The sequence below is a fragment of the Bradyrhizobium sp. Y36 genome (assembly GCF_002531575.1).
Taxonomy (GTDB): Bacteria; Pseudomonadota; Alphaproteobacteria; order Rhizobiales; family Xanthobacteraceae; genus Bradyrhizobium.
The window spans coordinates 52,724-68,902 of sequence record NZ_NWTI01000028.1 but is presented as its reverse complement, the minus strand read 5'-3'; the positions used below and the strand labels follow the sequence as shown (position 1 = coordinate 68,902).

Here is a 16,179-nt window from a genome sequence, read left to right as displayed (position 1 = left end):
ATTCCACTTCGAGCGGCCGAACGATTCCGGCGAGCGTCACCGGCCACCCCGGCAGCCGCGCGTCGCATCCTTGCGACCCACGCTGCACCGCGACACAATGGGGGACACTCGTTAATTGAACCTTCAAATTCTTCGCGCGTATGCGCAACGCAACCGCCAAGACCTGCTGATTTTATCGGCAGCCATGCGAAGTCACGCCAGAATCCGCGGCGGCATGCATAGCGTGGCAGCGAGCCCTTACTGGGCGGCGGCCTGCTGCATTTTGCCGAGCGCATGCTCGACCACCTCGAGCGTGTAGGGCTTCTGCACCACCGGCACCGAGGCCAGCTCCGCAGGAAGCGGCGCGCGCTCGCCATAGCCGGTTGCGAAGATGAAGGGCACGCCGATTTCCTTCAGTTTCTGCGCCACCTTGATGCTGCTCTCGCTGCCGAGGTTGAGATCGAGCAGGGCGAAGCTCGGCCGCGTGCGCTCGATCGAGCGCAGCGCCTGGTCGACGCTGGCTGCGGTGTCGACGTGGCGGGCGCCGAGATCGAGCAGGATGACTTCCGCCGCCATGGCGATGATCAGATTGTCCTCGACGATCAGCGCGGTCTCGGAGATCCGGGGACGATTGGACTGCTGCTCCTCGATGCGCATGGCGGCTCCTGCTATTGACGGCACAAGTTCGACGAAGTTGGCGGGAATGACGAACTTCGCCTGCACGCCCAGAAGATCGAAACGGATTTCGGCATCGCCCTTGAGATCGAACGGCACCGAGCGCTCGATGATCGTGGTGCCGAAGCCGCGCCGCGTCGGTGGCTGCACCGGCGGACCGCCGCTTTCCTTCCATTCGATCACGAGGCTCGACGAGGGATCGAGGCGCCAGACCACCTCGACGTTGCCGGTGGAATCGGCGAGCGCGCCATATTTGGCGGAGTTCGTCATCATCTCGTGGACGACGAGGGCCAGCGTGGCAAACGCCTTGGGATCGAGCGCGACGTCCGGCCCGCCCATCTTCACCCGGCCGGCACGCGCCCCGAGATAGGCGCCGGCCTCGGATTCGACGAGGGTCCGCAGCGCCACCGGCGCCCAGTTCAGATTGGTGATCTGGTCGTGGGCGCGGGCCAGGGCCTGGATTCGACCGCCGAGAACAGCGGCAAACTCCTCCACGCTCGTCGCGGTGTCCTTGCTCTGCGCCACCAGCGCCCGGACCAGGCTCAGGATGTTGCGGACGCGGTGATTGAGCTCGGCGATCATCAGCTCCTGCCGCTCCTGCGCACCCCGGCGCTCGCGCGCGGCAAGGTCGGACAATTGCAGGATCACCTCCAGCAGCGTGACGCGCAGGCTCTCGGCGATGCGGATATCGGCCGCAGACCATGGCTTCGACTGGCCCGCCACCGTTTCCTGCCAGAGCTCGAAGCTCTTGCGCGGCGTCAGCCGTGGCCCGTTCGGGCCCTCGTCGTAGACCTTGTCGGGAGCACCCGCCCAGTTCACGGACCGCGTGACCTCGCGCCGGAAGAAGATCAGGCAGTCGCGCGGGGTCCGCGAGATCGGGATGGCGAGAAACCCCGCGGCGCGATCGCGAAACGATTGCCCGGCGGCGTAGACCTTGGCGATCTCGGCGCTGGCGAAGATCCGCCCCGGCGAGGTCCGGTTGATGAAGGCGACGAGGTCCTTTACCTCGTCCTCGGTCGGCGTATCTCCCTCGATCGCGATCTTGTTGTCGGACCACACCGCGACGCCGTCGCAGTCGATCATCTTGCGATAGTCGCCGAGGAAGTCGACGATGGCGCGGCGGCTGTGGTCGTGCGAGGCCGCGATCTCGATCAAGCGCTCCTGAACCTGATGGGCGCGGGCCTCATAGGCGACGTCGCCCTCGCGCTCGCGTCCCTCGACGATCCAGGAGAACATCTGCCCGAACAGCTCGGAGGCCGTGCGCTTGTCGAACGAGATGTAGCGCGGCGAATAATGATGGCAGGCGAACAGCCCCCACAGCTTGCCGTCGCGCAGGATCGACACCGACATCGAGGCGGCGACGCCCATGTTGCGCAGATATTCGATGTGAATCGGCGAGACCGAGCGCAGCACGCTCATCGAAAGGTCGAGCAGCCCGGCATTGTGCGTGGGGGTGGACGTCAGCGGAGCCGGCACGGAATTGATGTCGGCGATGATGCGAAGCCAGTTGCGCTGATAGAGGATGCGGGCCTGGCGGGGGATGTCGGAGGCTGGATAATGCAGGCCGAGGAAGGATTCGAGCCCGGCTTCCGCGGTCTCAGCGATGACCTCCCCGGATCCGTCCGGGTGGAACTGGTAGACCATGACGCGGTCGAAGCCGGTCAGCACCTTGAGCTGGCGCGCAGCTTCGCGCGCGAGCTCGCTCATGCCGCGCGTCTTGCGGATGCGCTCCAGCATCAGGCGAACGAGCTCCCCAGAATTGACACCGGGCTCGTTGACGCTGGGCTCCGCCTCGATCACGAGATAGACGCCGGAGAAATGGATCGAGAGATCGTAGACCGGCTTGCCGTCCTGCAGCGCGACGCCGAACATGCGCTCCGTCGCATCAGGACCGCTCAGATGATCGACGCGGCCGCGGATGGCCTCTACCGCGGCTTCCGAGAAGACCCTCGACAGGGGCTGCTGGAGCAGATCGGCCACTTCGGTCCCGAGGAAGCTTCCGGCATTCTCGGACGCCATGCAGATCGTGAAATCGGACAGCACCGTGAGCAGGAAGCCGAACGGCTGCACGCTGCCGGGAACGTGGATCGGCTCACGATCGCAATTGGTGAGATTGACCGCCTCGTTCATGCGCGGTCCGCCGCCCGCTCGAACGCGGCGAAGGCCGCCCTCGCCGCCTCGATCACCTCATCCTCATCGCAGGGCTCTTCGCTCTGCAGCTTCGACAGGAAACTCTGCCAGAGCCGCTTGCCGGTGCCATGGCTGAGATAGGCCGTCGCTTCGGCGACACGCGAATCGGTCGCATCCGCGATCGTCTTGAGCAGAAATTTCGCCCCGAGGCGCGAGCCTTCGAGCACATACATCGTACCGAGCACGCCGCCGGGCGTCATCGGCGATACCGACACGGTCGCCTGCGCGTCTTGGCCGAGCCGCGCCAGATCCGTCGCGATCGCGTGACTGCGCGCCCGCTCGGGCCAGTCCGGGAACATCCTGGCGACACCGGCCTCGACGAGGGCCGCTTCGAGCGGCAGCAGGGCGCCGGCGCTGGCCTGAAGGAAACGACGATAGCCGGAAAAGACCGTGAGATCGAACGAAGAGAGCTGGGCATCGAGCTTCCGATGCGCCGCGGAAGTGGCGTCTCTCAATCGTTCGCGAAGTCCGGTAAGGCTGTGGCCTACTCCCGTTGAAACGTCCAAAGCCCCAGCCAGCATAAAATTCCCAAACGCGCGCAATGCCGCGGGCGCGATTGCCCCGGAAGCGAAGAAAACGCCGCGAGGAACCCAAAGGTTCCCGCTGGGGCTGGGAAAAAGGCGGGGCCCGCGCCCCGCCCTTCTCTATTCGCGTCGCCGGGGCCGATAGAGTTCGTACTCGATCTCGGCCCGGGTCATTCCACAATCCTGAAGCTCTCGCTCGCTCATGGCGGCGAGGTGATACCGCGCTACGGACCGCCCGCGCCTGAGGCGGACCATTTTCGCCAGTTCCCGCCAGAACCGCACCAACCGCGTCGACTGGTGGAGACGGCAGCGGTCGACGGACGAGACGGTAGTCACCCCGGTCAGCCCGCAGCCCTCACCGCTGCTTGCGGAAACGGGCCCAGCGCCCGCTCGGTCAGGATCGAGTCGCAGTACTCGCGGATCTCCTTGATCTTGCCGTCCTCGAGACGAAACACCAGGCAGTAGTCGTTGTCGTAGCGCACGCCTTCGGGCGTGACGTTGTCGCCCTTGGCTTCCACCACGACGACGTCACCGTCGGCGATGAAGCGGTGAGCCAGCGTGCGCGTCCGGTCGCGAAGGCGGCTGCGCACATAGCCGTGCAGGTCGTTGAGGATCGCCGCCTTGCCCGAAAATGTGCGCGACCAGGAATATTGGCCGGTCACGACCCATTTGGCGTCCTCGGCAAGGCTTGCGGTGAACAGGGCGCGATCGCGCGCGGCCGGATCGGGATTGGCGGCGGCGGCGAAAATATCCTGCATCAGTTTCTTGTTGGCGGCGGCGCTCATGGCGGCATCTCCTTCGGTGAGAACGTCAGGGATCATCGCCGCGCCCGGATAATTCTTCAAATCGATAGCGGGTATGATATCTATTCACCTCATGAATTTGAATTCGCTCGACCTTAATCTTCTGACCGCGCTCGATGCGCTGTTGCGCGAGGCCAATGTCAGCCGCGCGGCCATGCGGATCGGCCTGTCACAGCCCGCGACCAGCCACGCGCTGCAACGCCTGCGCGACATCTTCGGCGAGCCGCTGCTGGTGCGCACCGGCGCCCGCATGGAGTTGACGCCGCGGGCCCAGGCCCTGCGCGCGCCGCTGGCGCAGGCACTGGACCAGGTGCGCGGGCTGTTCGTGCCGGATGAGTTCGACGCGGCACGCAGCGAGCGGCAGTTTCGCCTGATGATGCCCGATCTCGCCGTCGAGCTGTTGATGCCGCCGCTGATGGAGAAGGTGACGCGCCTTGCGCCCAACGTCCGCATCGACGTCGTGCCGTGGCGAGGGCCTGCGATCTTCCACGCCGAGTTCGCCCGCACCATCGATCTCGTGATCTCGATCGGCAATGCCTTCAAGGGCTTCCACCGCCAATTGCTCTACACCGACCGCGACGCCCTGGCGGTGCGGCGCGGCCATCCGCAGTCGACGAAGCTGAAGCGTCGCGAGACGTTCCTGGCGGCGCGCCATGTCGGCGTGATCATCCGCGGCCAGCCCGAGGACCTGATCGACACCTGGCTGCGCGCCAAAGGCATCGAGCGGCACATTTCGCTGGTCGTGTCGGGCTATCTCGAAGCGCTGCACGTTGCCGCGCGCACCGACCTCGTCGCCTTCGTGCCGCAACGGCTGATCGCGGCCCTTTCGAAACGGCTCGGTCTCGTCGCGGTGACGCCGCCGCTGGACCCCGGCATTGACGAGCAATTCATGTTCCATCCGACGCGGGCGCAGATGGACCCCGGCTCGATCTGGCTGCGGCGGCTGATGCTTCAGACGGGGCGGGAGCTGGAGCAAGCCCGACACAAGCTCTCGTAGGGTGGGCAAAGCGACGCGTGCCCACCATCCCGTCGTTGTCGAGGGAGATCGTGGGCACGGCGCTTCGCGCCTTTGCCCACCCTACGAGACTGCTTCACCAAACACGGTGTCGTCCCGGACAAGCGTAGCGAAGCGGAGCGCCGATCCGGGACGACACCGAGGGTGTCACGCCTTCTGCGCGGCCATCACCTTCGCGACGGCGGGACGGTCCGACATGCGCTTGAAATGATCGGCGATCTTCGGCGTCGCGTTGATGTCGACACTGTCGCCTTCGAGCCAGGTCGAGAGCGTGTAGAGATAGGGATCGCAGATCGTGTACTGATCGCCCATCACCCAGGGTCCCCTGAACATCTTCTGCTCCATCAGCGCGAAGCAGGCGGCCATGGTCTGCGGGACCTTCGCCTTCATGTCGGCGAACGAGCTCTCCTGCGTCGCCCAGCGCGCACCGCGCATCTTGTGGGCATGGTTGATGTGCACGGTCGAGCACAGATATGAGTTGAACGACTGCACCTGGGCGAAGTCGAAGGGATCGTCGAGCGGCGCGAGCTTCGCCTTGGGGAAGGTCTGGGCAACGTAAGCCAGCATCGCCGGCGTCTCGGTCAGGATGCCGCGATCGGTCACCAGGGCCGGCACGCGGCCCTTCGGGTTGATCTTGAGATAATCCGGGCTGTTCTGCTGGTTGTCCTTGAAGCTCAGCCGTTCCGCCGTGTAGTCGGCGCCGGCCTCCTCCAGGGTGATGTAGGTGGCGAGCGCGCAGGTGCCGGTTGCGTAGTAGAGCTTGAGCATGTCGGACCTCATGGGGAAAACCCGAGGTTAACGGCCCTCCGCCGCGCCGTCCATAGGGGACTTTTCGCAGTTGCCCACCGCCGCCCGGCCGTGCGAAGACGCCGTCAATCGGAGGGGGATTTTGTCATGACGGTACTCATCGCCGGTGGCGGCATCGGCGGGCTGACGCTTGCGCTCAGCCTGCACCAGATCGGCGTTCCCGTAAAAGTGTTCGAGAGCGTCGCCGAGCTGAAGCCGCTCGGCGTCGGCATCAACGTGCTGCCGCATGCGGTGCGCGAGCTGATCGAGCTCGGGCTGCTGGACAAGCTGGACGCCAGCGGCGTGCGGACGCGCGAGCTCGCCTATTTCTCCAAGCACGGCAAGCCGATCTGGAGCGAACCGCGCGGGCTGGAGGCCGGCTATAAATGGCCGCAATTCTCGATCCATCGCGGCACGCTGCAACAGATCCTGCTCGACACCGCGATCGAGCGGCTCGGCCGCGACAACATTCTCACCAGCCATCACCTGACCGGCTGGACCGAGACCACAAACGGCGTGCGCGCCGACTTCATCGACCGGGCGACCGGCAAGGCTGCCGGGACCTACGAAGGCGCCATCCTGATCGCCGCCGACGGCATTCATTCCGCCGCGCGAGAAAAACTCTATCCGAACGAGGGACCGCCGATCTGGAACGGCCGCATCCTCTGGCGCGGCGTCACGCCGGCGAAAGCCTTCCTCACCGGCCGCACCATGATCATGGCCGGCCATGAGATCCTGAAGTTCGTCTGCTATCCGATCAGCAAGGAACCGGACGCCTCCGGCAACCATCTGATCAACTGGGTCGCCGAGCGCCACATGCCGCCGACCTATCAATGGCGGCGCGAGGACTATAACCGCACCGCGCGGCTGGAGGAGTTTCTGCCCTGGTTCGAGAGCTGGCAGTTCGACTGGCTCGACGTGCCCGGCCTGATCCGGAACTGCCCACACGCCTACGAATATCCGCTTGTCGACCGCGACCCGGTCTCGCAATGGACCTTCGGCAAGGTCACGCTGATGGGTGACGCCGCACATCCGATGTACCCGATCGGCTCGAACGGCGCCTCGCAGGCGATCCTCGACGCGCGCACCATCACCCGCGAGATTCTCGCGCATGGTCCGACCACCGCGGCACTGCTCGCCTATGAGGCCGAGCGCCGGCCCGCCACCACCGACCTCGTGCTGCTCAACCGCAAGAACGGCCCGGAGCAGGTGATGCAGCTGGTCGAGGAGCGCGCGCCCGACGGGTACAAGGTGGTCACCGATGTGCTGTCGCAGAAAGAGCTGGAAGACATCGCCGCGAATTACAAGCGCGTCGCCGGATTCCAGGTCGAGGCGCTGAACGCCAAGCCGCCGATCGTGAGCAGAGACGCCCGCGCGGCCGGTTGAGCTTGCGCGGGAAGCGGGATGCGCGTTGATGTGCCCTCGCCCCTTGCGGGAGAGGGCAGCGCCGCTGGTAGATGCGAACTCGCTTCGGTGAGGGGGTATCTCTCCGCGAGTCGAACTCACAGTTTGAATCCGCGGAGAAATCCCCCTCGTCCGGCGCTCCGCGCCACCTTCTCCCGCAAGGGAGAAGGCAGGAGTGCGCGGCCAGACTATTTCCCCACCACCCTTGCCGCTTCGAGCAGCCGCTCGCTCGCACTCGCCGTTGCCAACACCGTGCCATCCTCCGCCATCAGCCTGGCTTCGACAAAGGCAATGGTCTTGCCGAGCTGCGTGACCCTAGCCTCGCCGATGATCGGGCCGGGCCTGGCGGGGCTGAGGAAATTCACGGTCATGCTGATCGTGGTGGTGTAGAGCCGGCCTTCGCTCATCACCAGCACGGCCGGGCCCATGGTGTCGTCGAGCATCGCCGAGAGCATGCCCCCCTGGATGAAGCCCGCCGGATTGCAGAACTCCGTCTTGCCCTCGAAGGAAAGCCTGATCCAACCTTCCGCGGGGCGGGCATCGAGCAGCCGCCAGCCGAGCAGTTCGGCGCAGGGCGGTCTTGGAAAATCGTCGAGCGCGGTCTTGACCATGCGGCACCTCCAGTCTGGAGGTAGCGCAAGTCTGCTGACAGCATCCTGTCAGCAGCGCGAGGCGGCCGACCAGCGTCCCCTGCAACAATGGAACCCATGGAACCCTGTGAATTCAGCTCTCTTCAACCAAGCGGATTTACGACCGGTTCAATACGATCCAATTGGGAAATCCGCCGGTAAGCGGTTGGCAGTTACCTCATGAGAAAAGCGACGGCGAAACCGGAGCCTTTCCATGCGGACCTTTCTGCAGCAGGCAGCTGACCGCCTGCACGCCATCGAAGATCGACTGACCGTGCGGACGCAGATCGCCGCAGCCGTTGCCGCGATGTCCATCGTGCTGGTCGGGACACTGGCCGCCGGCGCGGCGCTCATCAGCTACAGAAACACCTCCGCCCTGATCGAAAGCAGCCTGGCCGGGATCGCCTCCAGCACCTCCGGCAGGCTCGACCGCTTCATGGCGACGCGGCAGCAGGAAATGAAGCTGTTTGCCGAGCTTCAGCCGATGCAGCGGTTGTGGCAGGGCAATCCCGACGAGTTGCGCAGCGCGCTCGAGGCGCTCCAGCATTCCTTCGACTTCGCCTGGATCGGCTTTGCCGATCTCGACGGCAACGTCGTCGCCTCGACCGGCGGCCTGCTGCAGGGCAAGTCCGTGGCCGCGCGGCCATGGTTCAAGCAGGGCCTTGAACGAATAGCGATCGGCGACGTCCATGAGGCCATCCTGCTCGCCTCCTTGCTGATGCAGCGCGCCGACAACGAGCCGTATCGCTTCGTCGACATTGCGGTCCCCGTCCATGACGCCTCCGGCAAGCTGCTCGGCGTGCTGGGCGGACATCTGGACTGGAACTGGGCTTCCAACCTGATCAAGGACGCCGAAGCCAATGACGGCAATACCGACACCCAGCTCTCGATCCTCAGCAAGGGCGGCATGGTGCTGGTCGGTCGGCAGAAGGAAACCATCCGCTATGCCGGCAACGAGCTCTCCGACATCCTGAACGCCCGTGACGGCACTTTCCAGGAAACGGCGGACGGGCGGCAATTGCTGACGGCGTTCCATGTCGGCCGCGGCTATCGCGACTATCAGGGGCTGAACTGGATCGTCACCGCGAGCCAGCCGGCGAGCGTGGCGCTCGCAGCCGCGATCTCGTCGGCGCAGACGATCCTGGCGATCGGCGCGGTCATTGCCCTGATCGCGCTGTCGCTGGCCTGGCTGGTCTCGCGCCGGATCGCGGGCCCCATCATCGCCATCACGCAGGAAGCCGATCGCATCGGACGCGCCCATGGCCCGACCATGCTGGCGCGGCAGAGCGGCTCCGCCGAGGTCGTCCGGCTCTCGCGCGCGCTGCGCTCGCTGCTTCGCCGCATCGGCCTTGCCGAGGAGCGCACCAAGGAAGCCGAGCTGCGCGCGTCCGAAAACGCGATGCAGCTTCAGGAGGACATGCTCAAGCTGCGCCAGCTCGCCGACACCGACTTCATGACCGGCCTGATGAACCGCCGCTCCTTTCTCGCAATTGCCGACGACACGATGGCGTTCTGCCGACGCTACAAGCGCAACATGGCGACGCTGATGATCGACATCGACCATTTCAAGAAGATCAACGACACCCACGGCCACGCCGCCGGCGACGACGCCATCAAGCACGTCGCCGAGATCGTCAGCCAGTCGATCCGGACCACCGACAAGGCCGCCCGCTTCGGCGGCGAGGAGTTCGTGGTGCTGCTGCGCGAGATCGACCAGGAGACCGCCGTGCTGCTCGCCGAGCGCATCCGGACCGCAATCGAAGGCGCGAGGGTCAGCCACGACAACGTCGTCATTCCGATTACCGTCTCGGTCGGGCTTGCGCTGTTCGACGAGAACGATCGCGACGTGCAGGACGTCATCGAGCGCGCCGACCAGGGCCTCTATGTCGCCAAGAAGACCGGGCGCAACCGCACCTTCCTGATGCCGGCGGAGGACCAGCGCGCTGCCCGCGCGGCCTGACGGGGCTTAGTCGAGCGCGTGCGCAATCACCTTGCGCATGACGTTCGGCAGCGCCTCGTCGGCCAGCGTCGCGAGCGGAACCCAGCGCATGCCCGCGGGCGCCCGCGTGTGCGCCTTCGCCTTCGCGGTGTAGACCACCAGCTCCAGCGGAAAATGGGTGAAGACGTGGGTGACCACGCCCACCTTGCGCTGCCAGCGCGACAGCCCTTTCAAGTCCGGCGCCTGCTGCTTCGCGGCCGAATCCTCCTGTCCCGCGCGCCAGTCCGAACCTGGCACTTCCGTCATGCCGCCGAGCAGGCCTTTTTCGGGCCGCGATCGAACCAGCAGCTCGTCCCCACGCGTCACCACGAAAGCGGCGCCGCGCCGCAGCGTTCCGCTCTTCTTCGGCGCCTTGCGCGGGAACGTCTCCTGCGTGCCTTGCAGGCGCGCCGCGCAATCCTCGGTGAACGGGCACAGCGAGCAGGCCGGCTTCTTCGGCGTGCAGATCGAAGCGCCGAGGTCCATCAGTGCCTGCGCGCTATCGCCGGCGCGTGAATTGGCAAGCAGTGTCGATGCCAGTTGCTGGATCAGCGGCTTGGCTTGCGGCAGCTCCTCCTCGACCGCAAACAGGCGCGACATCACGCGCTCGATATTGCCGTCGACGGGCATGGTGTGACGATCGAACGCGATCGCCGCGATCGCCGCCGCCGTGTACGGCCCGATCCCCGGCAGCGCGCGAAGGCCTTCCTCCGTATCCGGAAAGCTGCCGCCATGCTCGCGCGTCACGGCAACCGCGCAGGCATAGAGATTGCGCGCACGCGAATAATAGCCGAGCCCGGCCCACATCCGCAGCACGTCGTCCTGCGAGGCGTTGCCGAGCGCCGTCACATCGGGCCAGCGCGCAACGAATTTTTCGAAGTAAGGGCCGACCGCCTTCACCGTGGTCTGTTGCAGCATGATCTCCGACAGCCAGACACGGTAGGGGTCCGACGTCTCGCCGGGGGCGGCTCGCCAGGGCAGTCGGCGGCGGTGGCGGTCGTACCATTGGAGAAGCGCGAGGGGGCGCGACGAGGTCTCCGCCTGACGGGGTTCCGATTTCGCCTTCAGCGCGGATTTGGGGCTCATGCTCACACTGTAGCGACATCGGCCTGATCTCTCCACGTCATGCCCGCGCTCCTCGCGGGCATCCCCGTCTTTCTTCACCTCGAGGAGTCTGTGGGTCGCGCCCCGGAGTGCTATAAGGGCCCATGGCCAAGCTTCCTCCCATCTACAAACCCGGCCCCGTCAGCGCCAAGCCGCTCGGGATCCTGCTCAACGACGTCTTTGCCGAGGCCTACGCCAAGCAGGGGTTTGCAGCGCGCGAGCTGGTGACGCGGTGGGAGCAGATCGCCGGGCCGGAAATCGCGGCCCATGCCGAGCCGCTCAAGATGCAATGGCCGCGGCCGGTGGAGGGCCAGCCGCAGGAGCCGGCGACCCTGGTGCTGCGGGTCGAGGGGCCGATGGCGCTGGAGATCCAGCACTCAGCCGACGTGATCCTGGAGCGGGTCAACCGCTTCTTCGGCTGGAGCGCGGTCGGCAGGCTTGCCTTCCGCCAGGCGCCCCTGTCGCGGCCCCGGGCCCGGAAGCGACCCGCCCCGCCGGACCCCAAGAGCGTCGCCAAGGTGGCGGAGAGCCTCGGGGCCATCGAAGATGAAGACCTGAAGACGGCGCTGGCCCGACTTGGGGCCGCCATCAAGCGAAATTGAGCCTTATTTCGCAGCCAATCTGGACCTGTCCCGGCCGCGCGCCATTGCCTCAATCGACGTTTCGAGCTAGCGACAGGCCGCCCGAACGGGAACCGCCATAAGTCCTTGGGGCAAGACCACACCAATCCGGGAGCCGACCTTGATCATCACCCGCCGCGCCTTCACCACGATGCTGTCGCTGACCGGGCTTGCCGCGCTCGCCGGGTTCTCGCCGCTGCGGTTCATCTCGGAGGCCGCGGCGCAGTCCGCCGCCGACGTCGCCAAGCCGGTGTCGCTGCCCGACATGGCGCTCGGCCCGAACGATGCCGCCGTCACCATCACCGAATACGCCTCGATGACTTGCCCGCACTGCGCCGCCTTCAACGAGCAGGTGTTCCCCAAGATCAAGAAGGAATACATCGACACCGGCAAGGTGCGTTACATCTTCCGCGAGTTTCCGCTCGACATCAAAGCCGCCGCCGGCTCGATGCTGTCGCGCTGCATCGCCAATGGCGATGGGCCGAAATACTTCGCCGTCACCGACATGCTGTTCCGCCAGCAGAACGACTGGGTGGTGAAGAACACCACGGAAACCCTGACGCGGATCGGCAAGCAGGCCGGCCTCACCCAGCAGCAGGTCGAGGCCTGCCTGAAGGACCAGGCGCTGCTCGACAAGATCGCCGCCGACCAGAAATACGCCAGCGACGTGCTCAAGGTGGATTCGACGCCGACCTTCTTCATCAACGGCGAGAAGATCAAGGGCGAGGCCTCGTTCGAGGAGTTCGCCAAGAAGATCAATCCGCTGCTGAAGAGCTGATTCGCTCGTCAAGATCCTGATTCGCATCTCGAAAGCCGTATCTTTCCCGGCATAAATCCCTTGGGAAAAGCGGCTTTCGCCGGTTGCCCTCGCGGCGCACCGCGGCCATTGTCCAGCCGCATGAGGCGCCTCGCGCGACTCGCCCCGGATAGCGACACTGCCTTCCATGGTATTGTCCCGGCAGGGGGATTCGCGCCTGCCAACAGAGATGCGTGCTTATGAAAATCACCCGCCTGCGACTTCACGGCTTCAAGTCCTTCGTCGAGCCCACGGACTTCGTCATCGAGCCCGGCCTGACCGGCGTGGTCGGCCCCAACGGCTGCGGCAAGTCGAATCTCGTCGAAGCGCTGCGCTGGGCGATGGGTGAAACCTCGTACAAATCGCTGCGCGCCGCCGACATGGACGCGGTGATCTTCGCCGGCTCCGGCAACCGTCCCGCGCGCAACCACGCCGAAGTGACGATGACGATCGACAATGCCGATCGCACCGCGCCCGCGGCGATGAACGACAGCCAGCTGCTCGAAATCTCCCGCCGCATCGAGCGCGAAGCGGGCTCGGTCTATCGCATCAACGGCCGCGACGTGCGCGCGCGCGACGTGCAGATCCTGTTCGCCGACGCCGCCACCGGTGCGCGTTCGCCCGCGCTCGTCCACCAGGGCAAGATCGGCGAGATCATCCAGGCCAAGCCCGAGCAGCGCCGCCGCGTGCTGGAAGACGCCGCCGGCGTTGCCGGCCTGCATGCCCGCCGCCACGAGGCCGAGCTGCGGCTGAAGGCCGCCGAAACCAACCTCACCCGCGTCGAGGACGTGATCGGCCAGCTCGGCGGTCAGATGGAAGGCCTGAAGAAGCAGGCCCGCCAGGCCGTGCGCTACCGCGAGGTTGCCGCCAAGGTCCGCAAGGCCGAAGCCACCCTGTTCCATCTGCGCTGGATCGGCGCTCATGCCGACGTCAACGAATCCGGCCAGACCCATGACCTCGCCGTGCGCGAGATGGCCGAGCGCACCCAGCACCAGGCCGAAGCCGCCCGCATCCAGGCGATCCGCGCCGCCGAAATGCCGGCGCTGCGCGACGCCGAAGCACGCGCCGCGGCAGGCCTGCAGCGCCTGACCAATGCCCGCGAGCTGCTCGACCGCGAGGAAGAGCGCGCCAAGGAGCGCGTCGCCGAGCTCGAGCGTCGCCTCGCCCAGTTCGAGGGCGACATCTCCCGTGCCCAGCAACAAACCATGGACGCCGACGTCGCGCTGCAGCGGCTCGACGCCGAAGATGCCGAGCTGAAGGAAGAGATCAAGTCGCGCGTCGAGAAGCGCTCCGGCGTCGACGAGCGCGTCGCCGAAGCCGAGGCGGTGCTGACCGAGACCGAGCAGCAATTCGCCGAGCTCACCACCGCGCTCGCCGACCTCACCGCCAAGCGCAACCAGCTCGAGGCCAACGTCCGCACCCATCGCGACAAGCTCGCCCGGCTCGACCAGGAGATCGCCAATGTCGCCGCGGAAGAGCAGAAGCTCACCGAGGCGACCGGCGGCTTCGGCGACCTCGACGAACTGACCGCTCTGGTCGAAACCGCGGAAGAGACGCTCGCGGCTTCGGAGGCCGCGGCACAGGCCAGCGAAGCCGCCCACGTCGCGGCGCGCCAGACGCTGGAATCGTCGCGCTCGCCGCTGGTCGAGGCTGACAAGCGCGCGCAGCGGCTCGAAACCGAGGCGCGCACCATCTCCAAGATCCTCAACGGCGAGACCAAGAATCTGTGGCCGCCGATCATCGACGGCATCACCGTCGACAAGGGCTTTGAGAAGGCGATCGGCGCCGCGCTCGGCGACGACCTCGATGCGCCGATCGATCCGTCGGCGCCGATGCGCTGGACCAATGTCGGCCACACCGAAGACGATCCGGCCCTGCCCGAAGGCGTCGAGCCGCTCGCGAGCCACGTTCAGGCCCCGGCCGAGCTGACCCGCCGTCTGGCCCAGATCGGCGTGGTGCCGCGCGAGCGCGGTGCCGAGCTGGTCTCGCAGCTCAAGACCGGCCAGCGTCTGGTTTCGCCCGAGGGCGACGTCTGGCGCTGGGACGGCTTCGTCGCCGCCGCGCACGCCCCGACCGGCGCTGCCCGCCGCCTCGCCGAGCGCGCCCGCCTCGTCGACATCGAGAACGAGCTGGAGCAGGCCCGCATCGACGCGCAGATCAAGCGTCAGGCGCTGGAGAACGCCGAGTCCGAGTTGCAGATGGCGGCCAGCACCGAAGGTGCCAGCCGCGAAGCCTGGCGCGCCGCGCAGCGCGAGCTGAACGTCGCGCGCGAGCGCCACGCCAATGCCGAGCGCGAGATCAGCCGCCATGCCGCGCGCAAGGCGACGCTGTCCGAAGCGCACAGCCGCCTCGCCGCCGACCGCGCCGAGGCCGAAGCTGCCTATGAATATGCCGAGGCCGGCATCAGCGAGCTGCCGTCGAGCGAGGACACCGAGACCCGTCTCGCCGCCGTTCGCAGCGACATCGAAGCCCATCGCCGCATGGCCGCCCAGGTCCGTGCCGAAGCGCAGGCGCTGGCCCGCGAGGCCGAGCTTGCCGACCGCCGCGTGCAGGCGATCCTCGCCGAGCGCACCGAGTGGGCGAACCGCAAGGAGAGCGCGGCCTCCCACATCGACACCATCCAGGCCCGCATCGCCGAGCTGACGATCGAGCGCAGCGAGCTGGAAAACGCGCCGCAGGTGTTCGCCGAGAAGCGCAGCGCGCTGATCACCGAGATCGAATACGCCGAGAACGACCGCCGCATGGCTGCCGACGCGCTCGCCACCGCGGAAAGCGCGATGGCGGAAACCGACCGCGTCGCCAAGCTGACGCTGGAGGCGCTGTCCAGCTCGCGCGAGGCCACCGCCCGCGCCGAGGAACGCATGGAAGGCGCCCGCCGCCGGCTCGAGGACATCGAGCGCGAGATCCGCGACATGCTGGAGGTCGAGCCGCAGGCCGTTGCCGGCCTTGCCGAGCTCGAGCCGGGCGCGGAGCTGCCGCCGCTGCACGACATCGAGGAAGACCTCGAAAAAATGCGCCGCGACCGCGAGCGCCTCGGCGCCGTCAACCTCCGCGCTGAAGAAGAGCTGCGCGAGGTCGAGACCCAGCACACGGGCCTCGTCACCGAGCGCGACGACCTCGTCGAAGCCATCAAGCGGCTGCGCCAGGGCATCCAGAGCCTCAACAAGGAAGCGCGCGAGCGCCTCCTGACCTCGTTCGAGGTCGTCAACAACCACTTCAAGCGCCTGTTCGTCGAGCTGTTCGGCGGCGGCGAAGCCGCGCTGCATCTGATCGAGAGCGACGACCCGCTCGAAGCCGGCCTCGAGATCATCGCAAAGCCGCCGGGCAAGAAGCCGCAGACTCTGTCGCTGCTGTCGGGCGGCGAGCAGGCGCTGACCGCGATGGCGCTGATCTTCGCGGTGTTCCTGACCAACCCCTCTCCGATCTGCGTGCTGGACGAAGTCGACGCGCCGCTCGACGACCACAACGTCGAACGGTACTGCAACCTGCTGCACGAGATGACCGGCTCGACCGACACGCGCTTCATCATCATCACCCACAACCCGATCACCATGGCGCGGATGAACCGATTGTTCGGCGTCACCATGGCCGAGCGCGGCGTGTCGCAGCTGGTGTCGGTCAGCCTGTCAGAGGCTGTGGACATTCTCGACCAGAACGTGGCGTGAGACGGCTCGCG

General features: G+C 66.6%; 13 protein-coding genes. 6 read left to right on the top strand and 7 right to left on the bottom strand.

All coding sequences use genetic code 11. The annotated features are described in order from the left end of the window. Nucleotides 1-237: 237 nt before the first annotated feature. The 4 genes from CO669_RS32100 to CO669_RS32085 all read right to left on the bottom strand — a co-directional run bounded on the left by CO669_RS32100 (nt 238) and on the right by CO669_RS32085 (nt 4,153). On the bottom strand, nt 238-2,784 hold the full coding sequence (locus CO669_RS32100; RefSeq protein WP_097666189.1) for an HWE histidine kinase domain-containing protein: 2,547 nt from the start codon (nt 2,782-2,784) through the stop codon (nt 238-240). Further along, nucleotides 2,781-3,365 (bottom strand): biliverdin-producing heme oxygenase, encoded by a 585-nt coding sequence (locus CO669_RS32095; protein WP_097666187.1) that lies wholly within the window; start codon nt 3,363-3,365, stop codon nt 2,781-2,783. The genes CO669_RS32100 and CO669_RS32095 overlap by 4 nt, the downstream gene beginning before the upstream one ends. Before the next feature lie 123 nt (nt 3,366-3,488). After that, nucleotides 3,489-3,650, bottom strand: coding sequence for a YjiS-like domain-containing protein (locus CO669_RS32090; protein WP_502694545.1), 162 nt, complete (start codon nt 3,648-3,650; stop codon nt 3,489-3,491). Nucleotides 3,651-3,709: 59 nt separating this feature from the next. Continuing rightward, nucleotides 3,710-4,153, bottom strand: coding sequence for a nuclear transport factor 2 family protein (locus CO669_RS32085; protein ID WP_097666241.1), 444 nt, complete (start codon nt 4,151-4,153; stop codon nt 3,710-3,712). A gap of 91 nt (nt 4,154-4,244) precedes the next feature. Between CO669_RS32085 and CO669_RS32080 the strand changes: the two genes are divergently transcribed. Further along, nucleotides 4,245-5,168, top strand: a complete 924-nt coding sequence (locus CO669_RS32080) for a LysR family transcriptional regulator (RefSeq protein WP_097666185.1) — start codon at nt 4,245-4,247, stop codon at nt 5,166-5,168. Nucleotides 5,169-5,333: 165 nt separating this feature from the next. On the opposite strand, the gene CO669_RS32075 is transcribed toward CO669_RS32080, so the two are convergent. Then, a complete protein-coding gene (locus CO669_RS32075; protein ID WP_097666239.1) occupies nt 5,334-5,954 on the bottom strand; it encodes a glutathione S-transferase family protein in 621 nt (206 codons plus the stop codon). 126 nt (nt 5,955-6,080) lie between these two features. Here CO669_RS32075 and CO669_RS32070 point away from each other — a divergent pair, with 126 nt between their 5' ends. After that, nucleotides 6,081-7,358: a flavin-dependent oxidoreductase gene (locus CO669_RS32070; protein ID WP_097666183.1), complete on the top strand. Its 1,278-nt coding sequence runs from the start codon at nt 6,081-6,083 to the stop codon at nt 7,356-7,358. A 206-nt stretch (nt 7,359-7,564) separates the two neighbouring features. Here CO669_RS32070 and CO669_RS32065 read toward each other — a convergent pair whose 3' ends face one another. Continuing rightward, on the bottom strand, nt 7,565-7,987 hold the full coding sequence (locus CO669_RS32065) for a PaaI family thioesterase (protein ID WP_097666181.1): 423 nt from the start codon (nt 7,985-7,987) through the stop codon (nt 7,565-7,567). A gap of 232 nt (nt 7,988-8,219) precedes the next feature. Here CO669_RS32065 and CO669_RS32060 point away from each other — a divergent pair, with 232 nt between their 5' ends. Beyond that, the gene (locus tag CO669_RS32060) at nt 8,220-9,965 is read left to right on the top strand and encodes a sensor domain-containing diguanylate cyclase (protein WP_097666179.1); all 1,746 of its coding nucleotides are present in this window, start codon (nt 8,220-8,222) and stop codon (nt 9,963-9,965) included. Between the two features lie 6 nt (nt 9,966-9,971). Here the strand turns inward: CO669_RS32060 and mutY are convergent, their stop codons facing one another. Then, nucleotides 9,972-11,069, bottom strand: a complete 1,098-nt coding sequence (gene mutY / locus CO669_RS32055) for an A/G-specific adenine glycosylase (protein ID WP_198964370.1) — start codon at nt 11,067-11,069, stop codon at nt 9,972-9,974. 122 nt (nt 11,070-11,191) lie between these two features. On the opposite strand from mutY, the gene CO669_RS32050 reads away from it, so the two are divergent. The 3 genes from CO669_RS32050 to smc all read left to right on the top strand — a co-directional run bounded on the left by CO669_RS32050 (nt 11,192) and on the right by smc (nt 16,168). Then, entirely contained in the window at nt 11,192-11,689 is a 498-nt protein-coding gene (locus CO669_RS32050) for a DUF721 domain-containing protein (RefSeq protein WP_097666175.1), read from the top strand. A 139-nt stretch (nt 11,690-11,828) separates the two neighbouring features. After that, nucleotides 11,829-12,485, top strand: coding sequence for a DsbA family protein (locus tag CO669_RS32045; protein ID WP_097666173.1), 657 nt, complete (start codon nt 11,829-11,831; stop codon nt 12,483-12,485). 218 nt (nt 12,486-12,703) lie between these two features. Next, the gene (gene smc / locus CO669_RS32040; RefSeq protein WP_097666171.1) at nt 12,704-16,168 is read left to right on the top strand and encodes a chromosome segregation protein SMC; all 3,465 of its coding nucleotides are present in this window, start codon (nt 12,704-12,706) and stop codon (nt 16,166-16,168) included. Nucleotides 16,169-16,179: the final 11 nt, after the last annotated feature.

Bases quoted from the DNA above. Each gene is read 5' to 3' on its own strand.
- CO669_RS32085 (WP_097666241.1), bottom strand. From the start codon at position 4,153: ATGAGCGCCGCCGCCAACAAGAAACTGATGCAGGATATTTTCGCCGCC.
- CO669_RS32065 (WP_097666181.1), bottom strand. From the start codon at position 7,987: ATGGTCAAGACCGCGCTCGACGATTTTCCAAGACCGCCCTGCGCCGAA.
- mutY (WP_198964370.1), bottom strand. From the start codon at position 11,069: ATGAGCCCCAAATCCGCGCTGAAGGCGAAATCGGAACCCCGTCAGGCG.
- CO669_RS32070 (WP_097666183.1), top strand. From the start codon at position 6,081: ATGACGGTACTCATCGCCGGTGGCGGCATCGGCGGGCTGACGCTTGCG.
- CO669_RS32100 (WP_097666189.1), bottom strand. From the start codon at position 2,784: ATGAACGAGGCGGTCAATCTCACCAATTGCGATCGTGAGCCGATCCAC.
- CO669_RS32075 (WP_097666239.1), bottom strand. From the start codon at position 5,954: ATGCTCAAGCTCTACTACGCAACCGGCACCTGCGCGCTCGCCACCTAC.
- CO669_RS32095 (WP_097666187.1), bottom strand. From the start codon at position 3,365: ATGCTGGCTGGGGCTTTGGACGTTTCAACGGGAGTAGGCCACAGCCTT.
- CO669_RS32060 (WP_097666179.1), top strand. From the start codon at position 8,220: ATGCGGACCTTTCTGCAGCAGGCAGCTGACCGCCTGCACGCCATCGAA.
- smc (WP_097666171.1), top strand. From the start codon at position 12,704: ATGAAAATCACCCGCCTGCGACTTCACGGCTTCAAGTCCTTCGTCGAG.
- CO669_RS32080 (WP_097666185.1), top strand. From the start codon at position 4,245: ATGAATTTGAATTCGCTCGACCTTAATCTTCTGACCGCGCTCGATGCG.
- CO669_RS32050 (WP_097666175.1), top strand. From the start codon at position 11,192: ATGGCCAAGCTTCCTCCCATCTACAAACCCGGCCCCGTCAGCGCCAAG.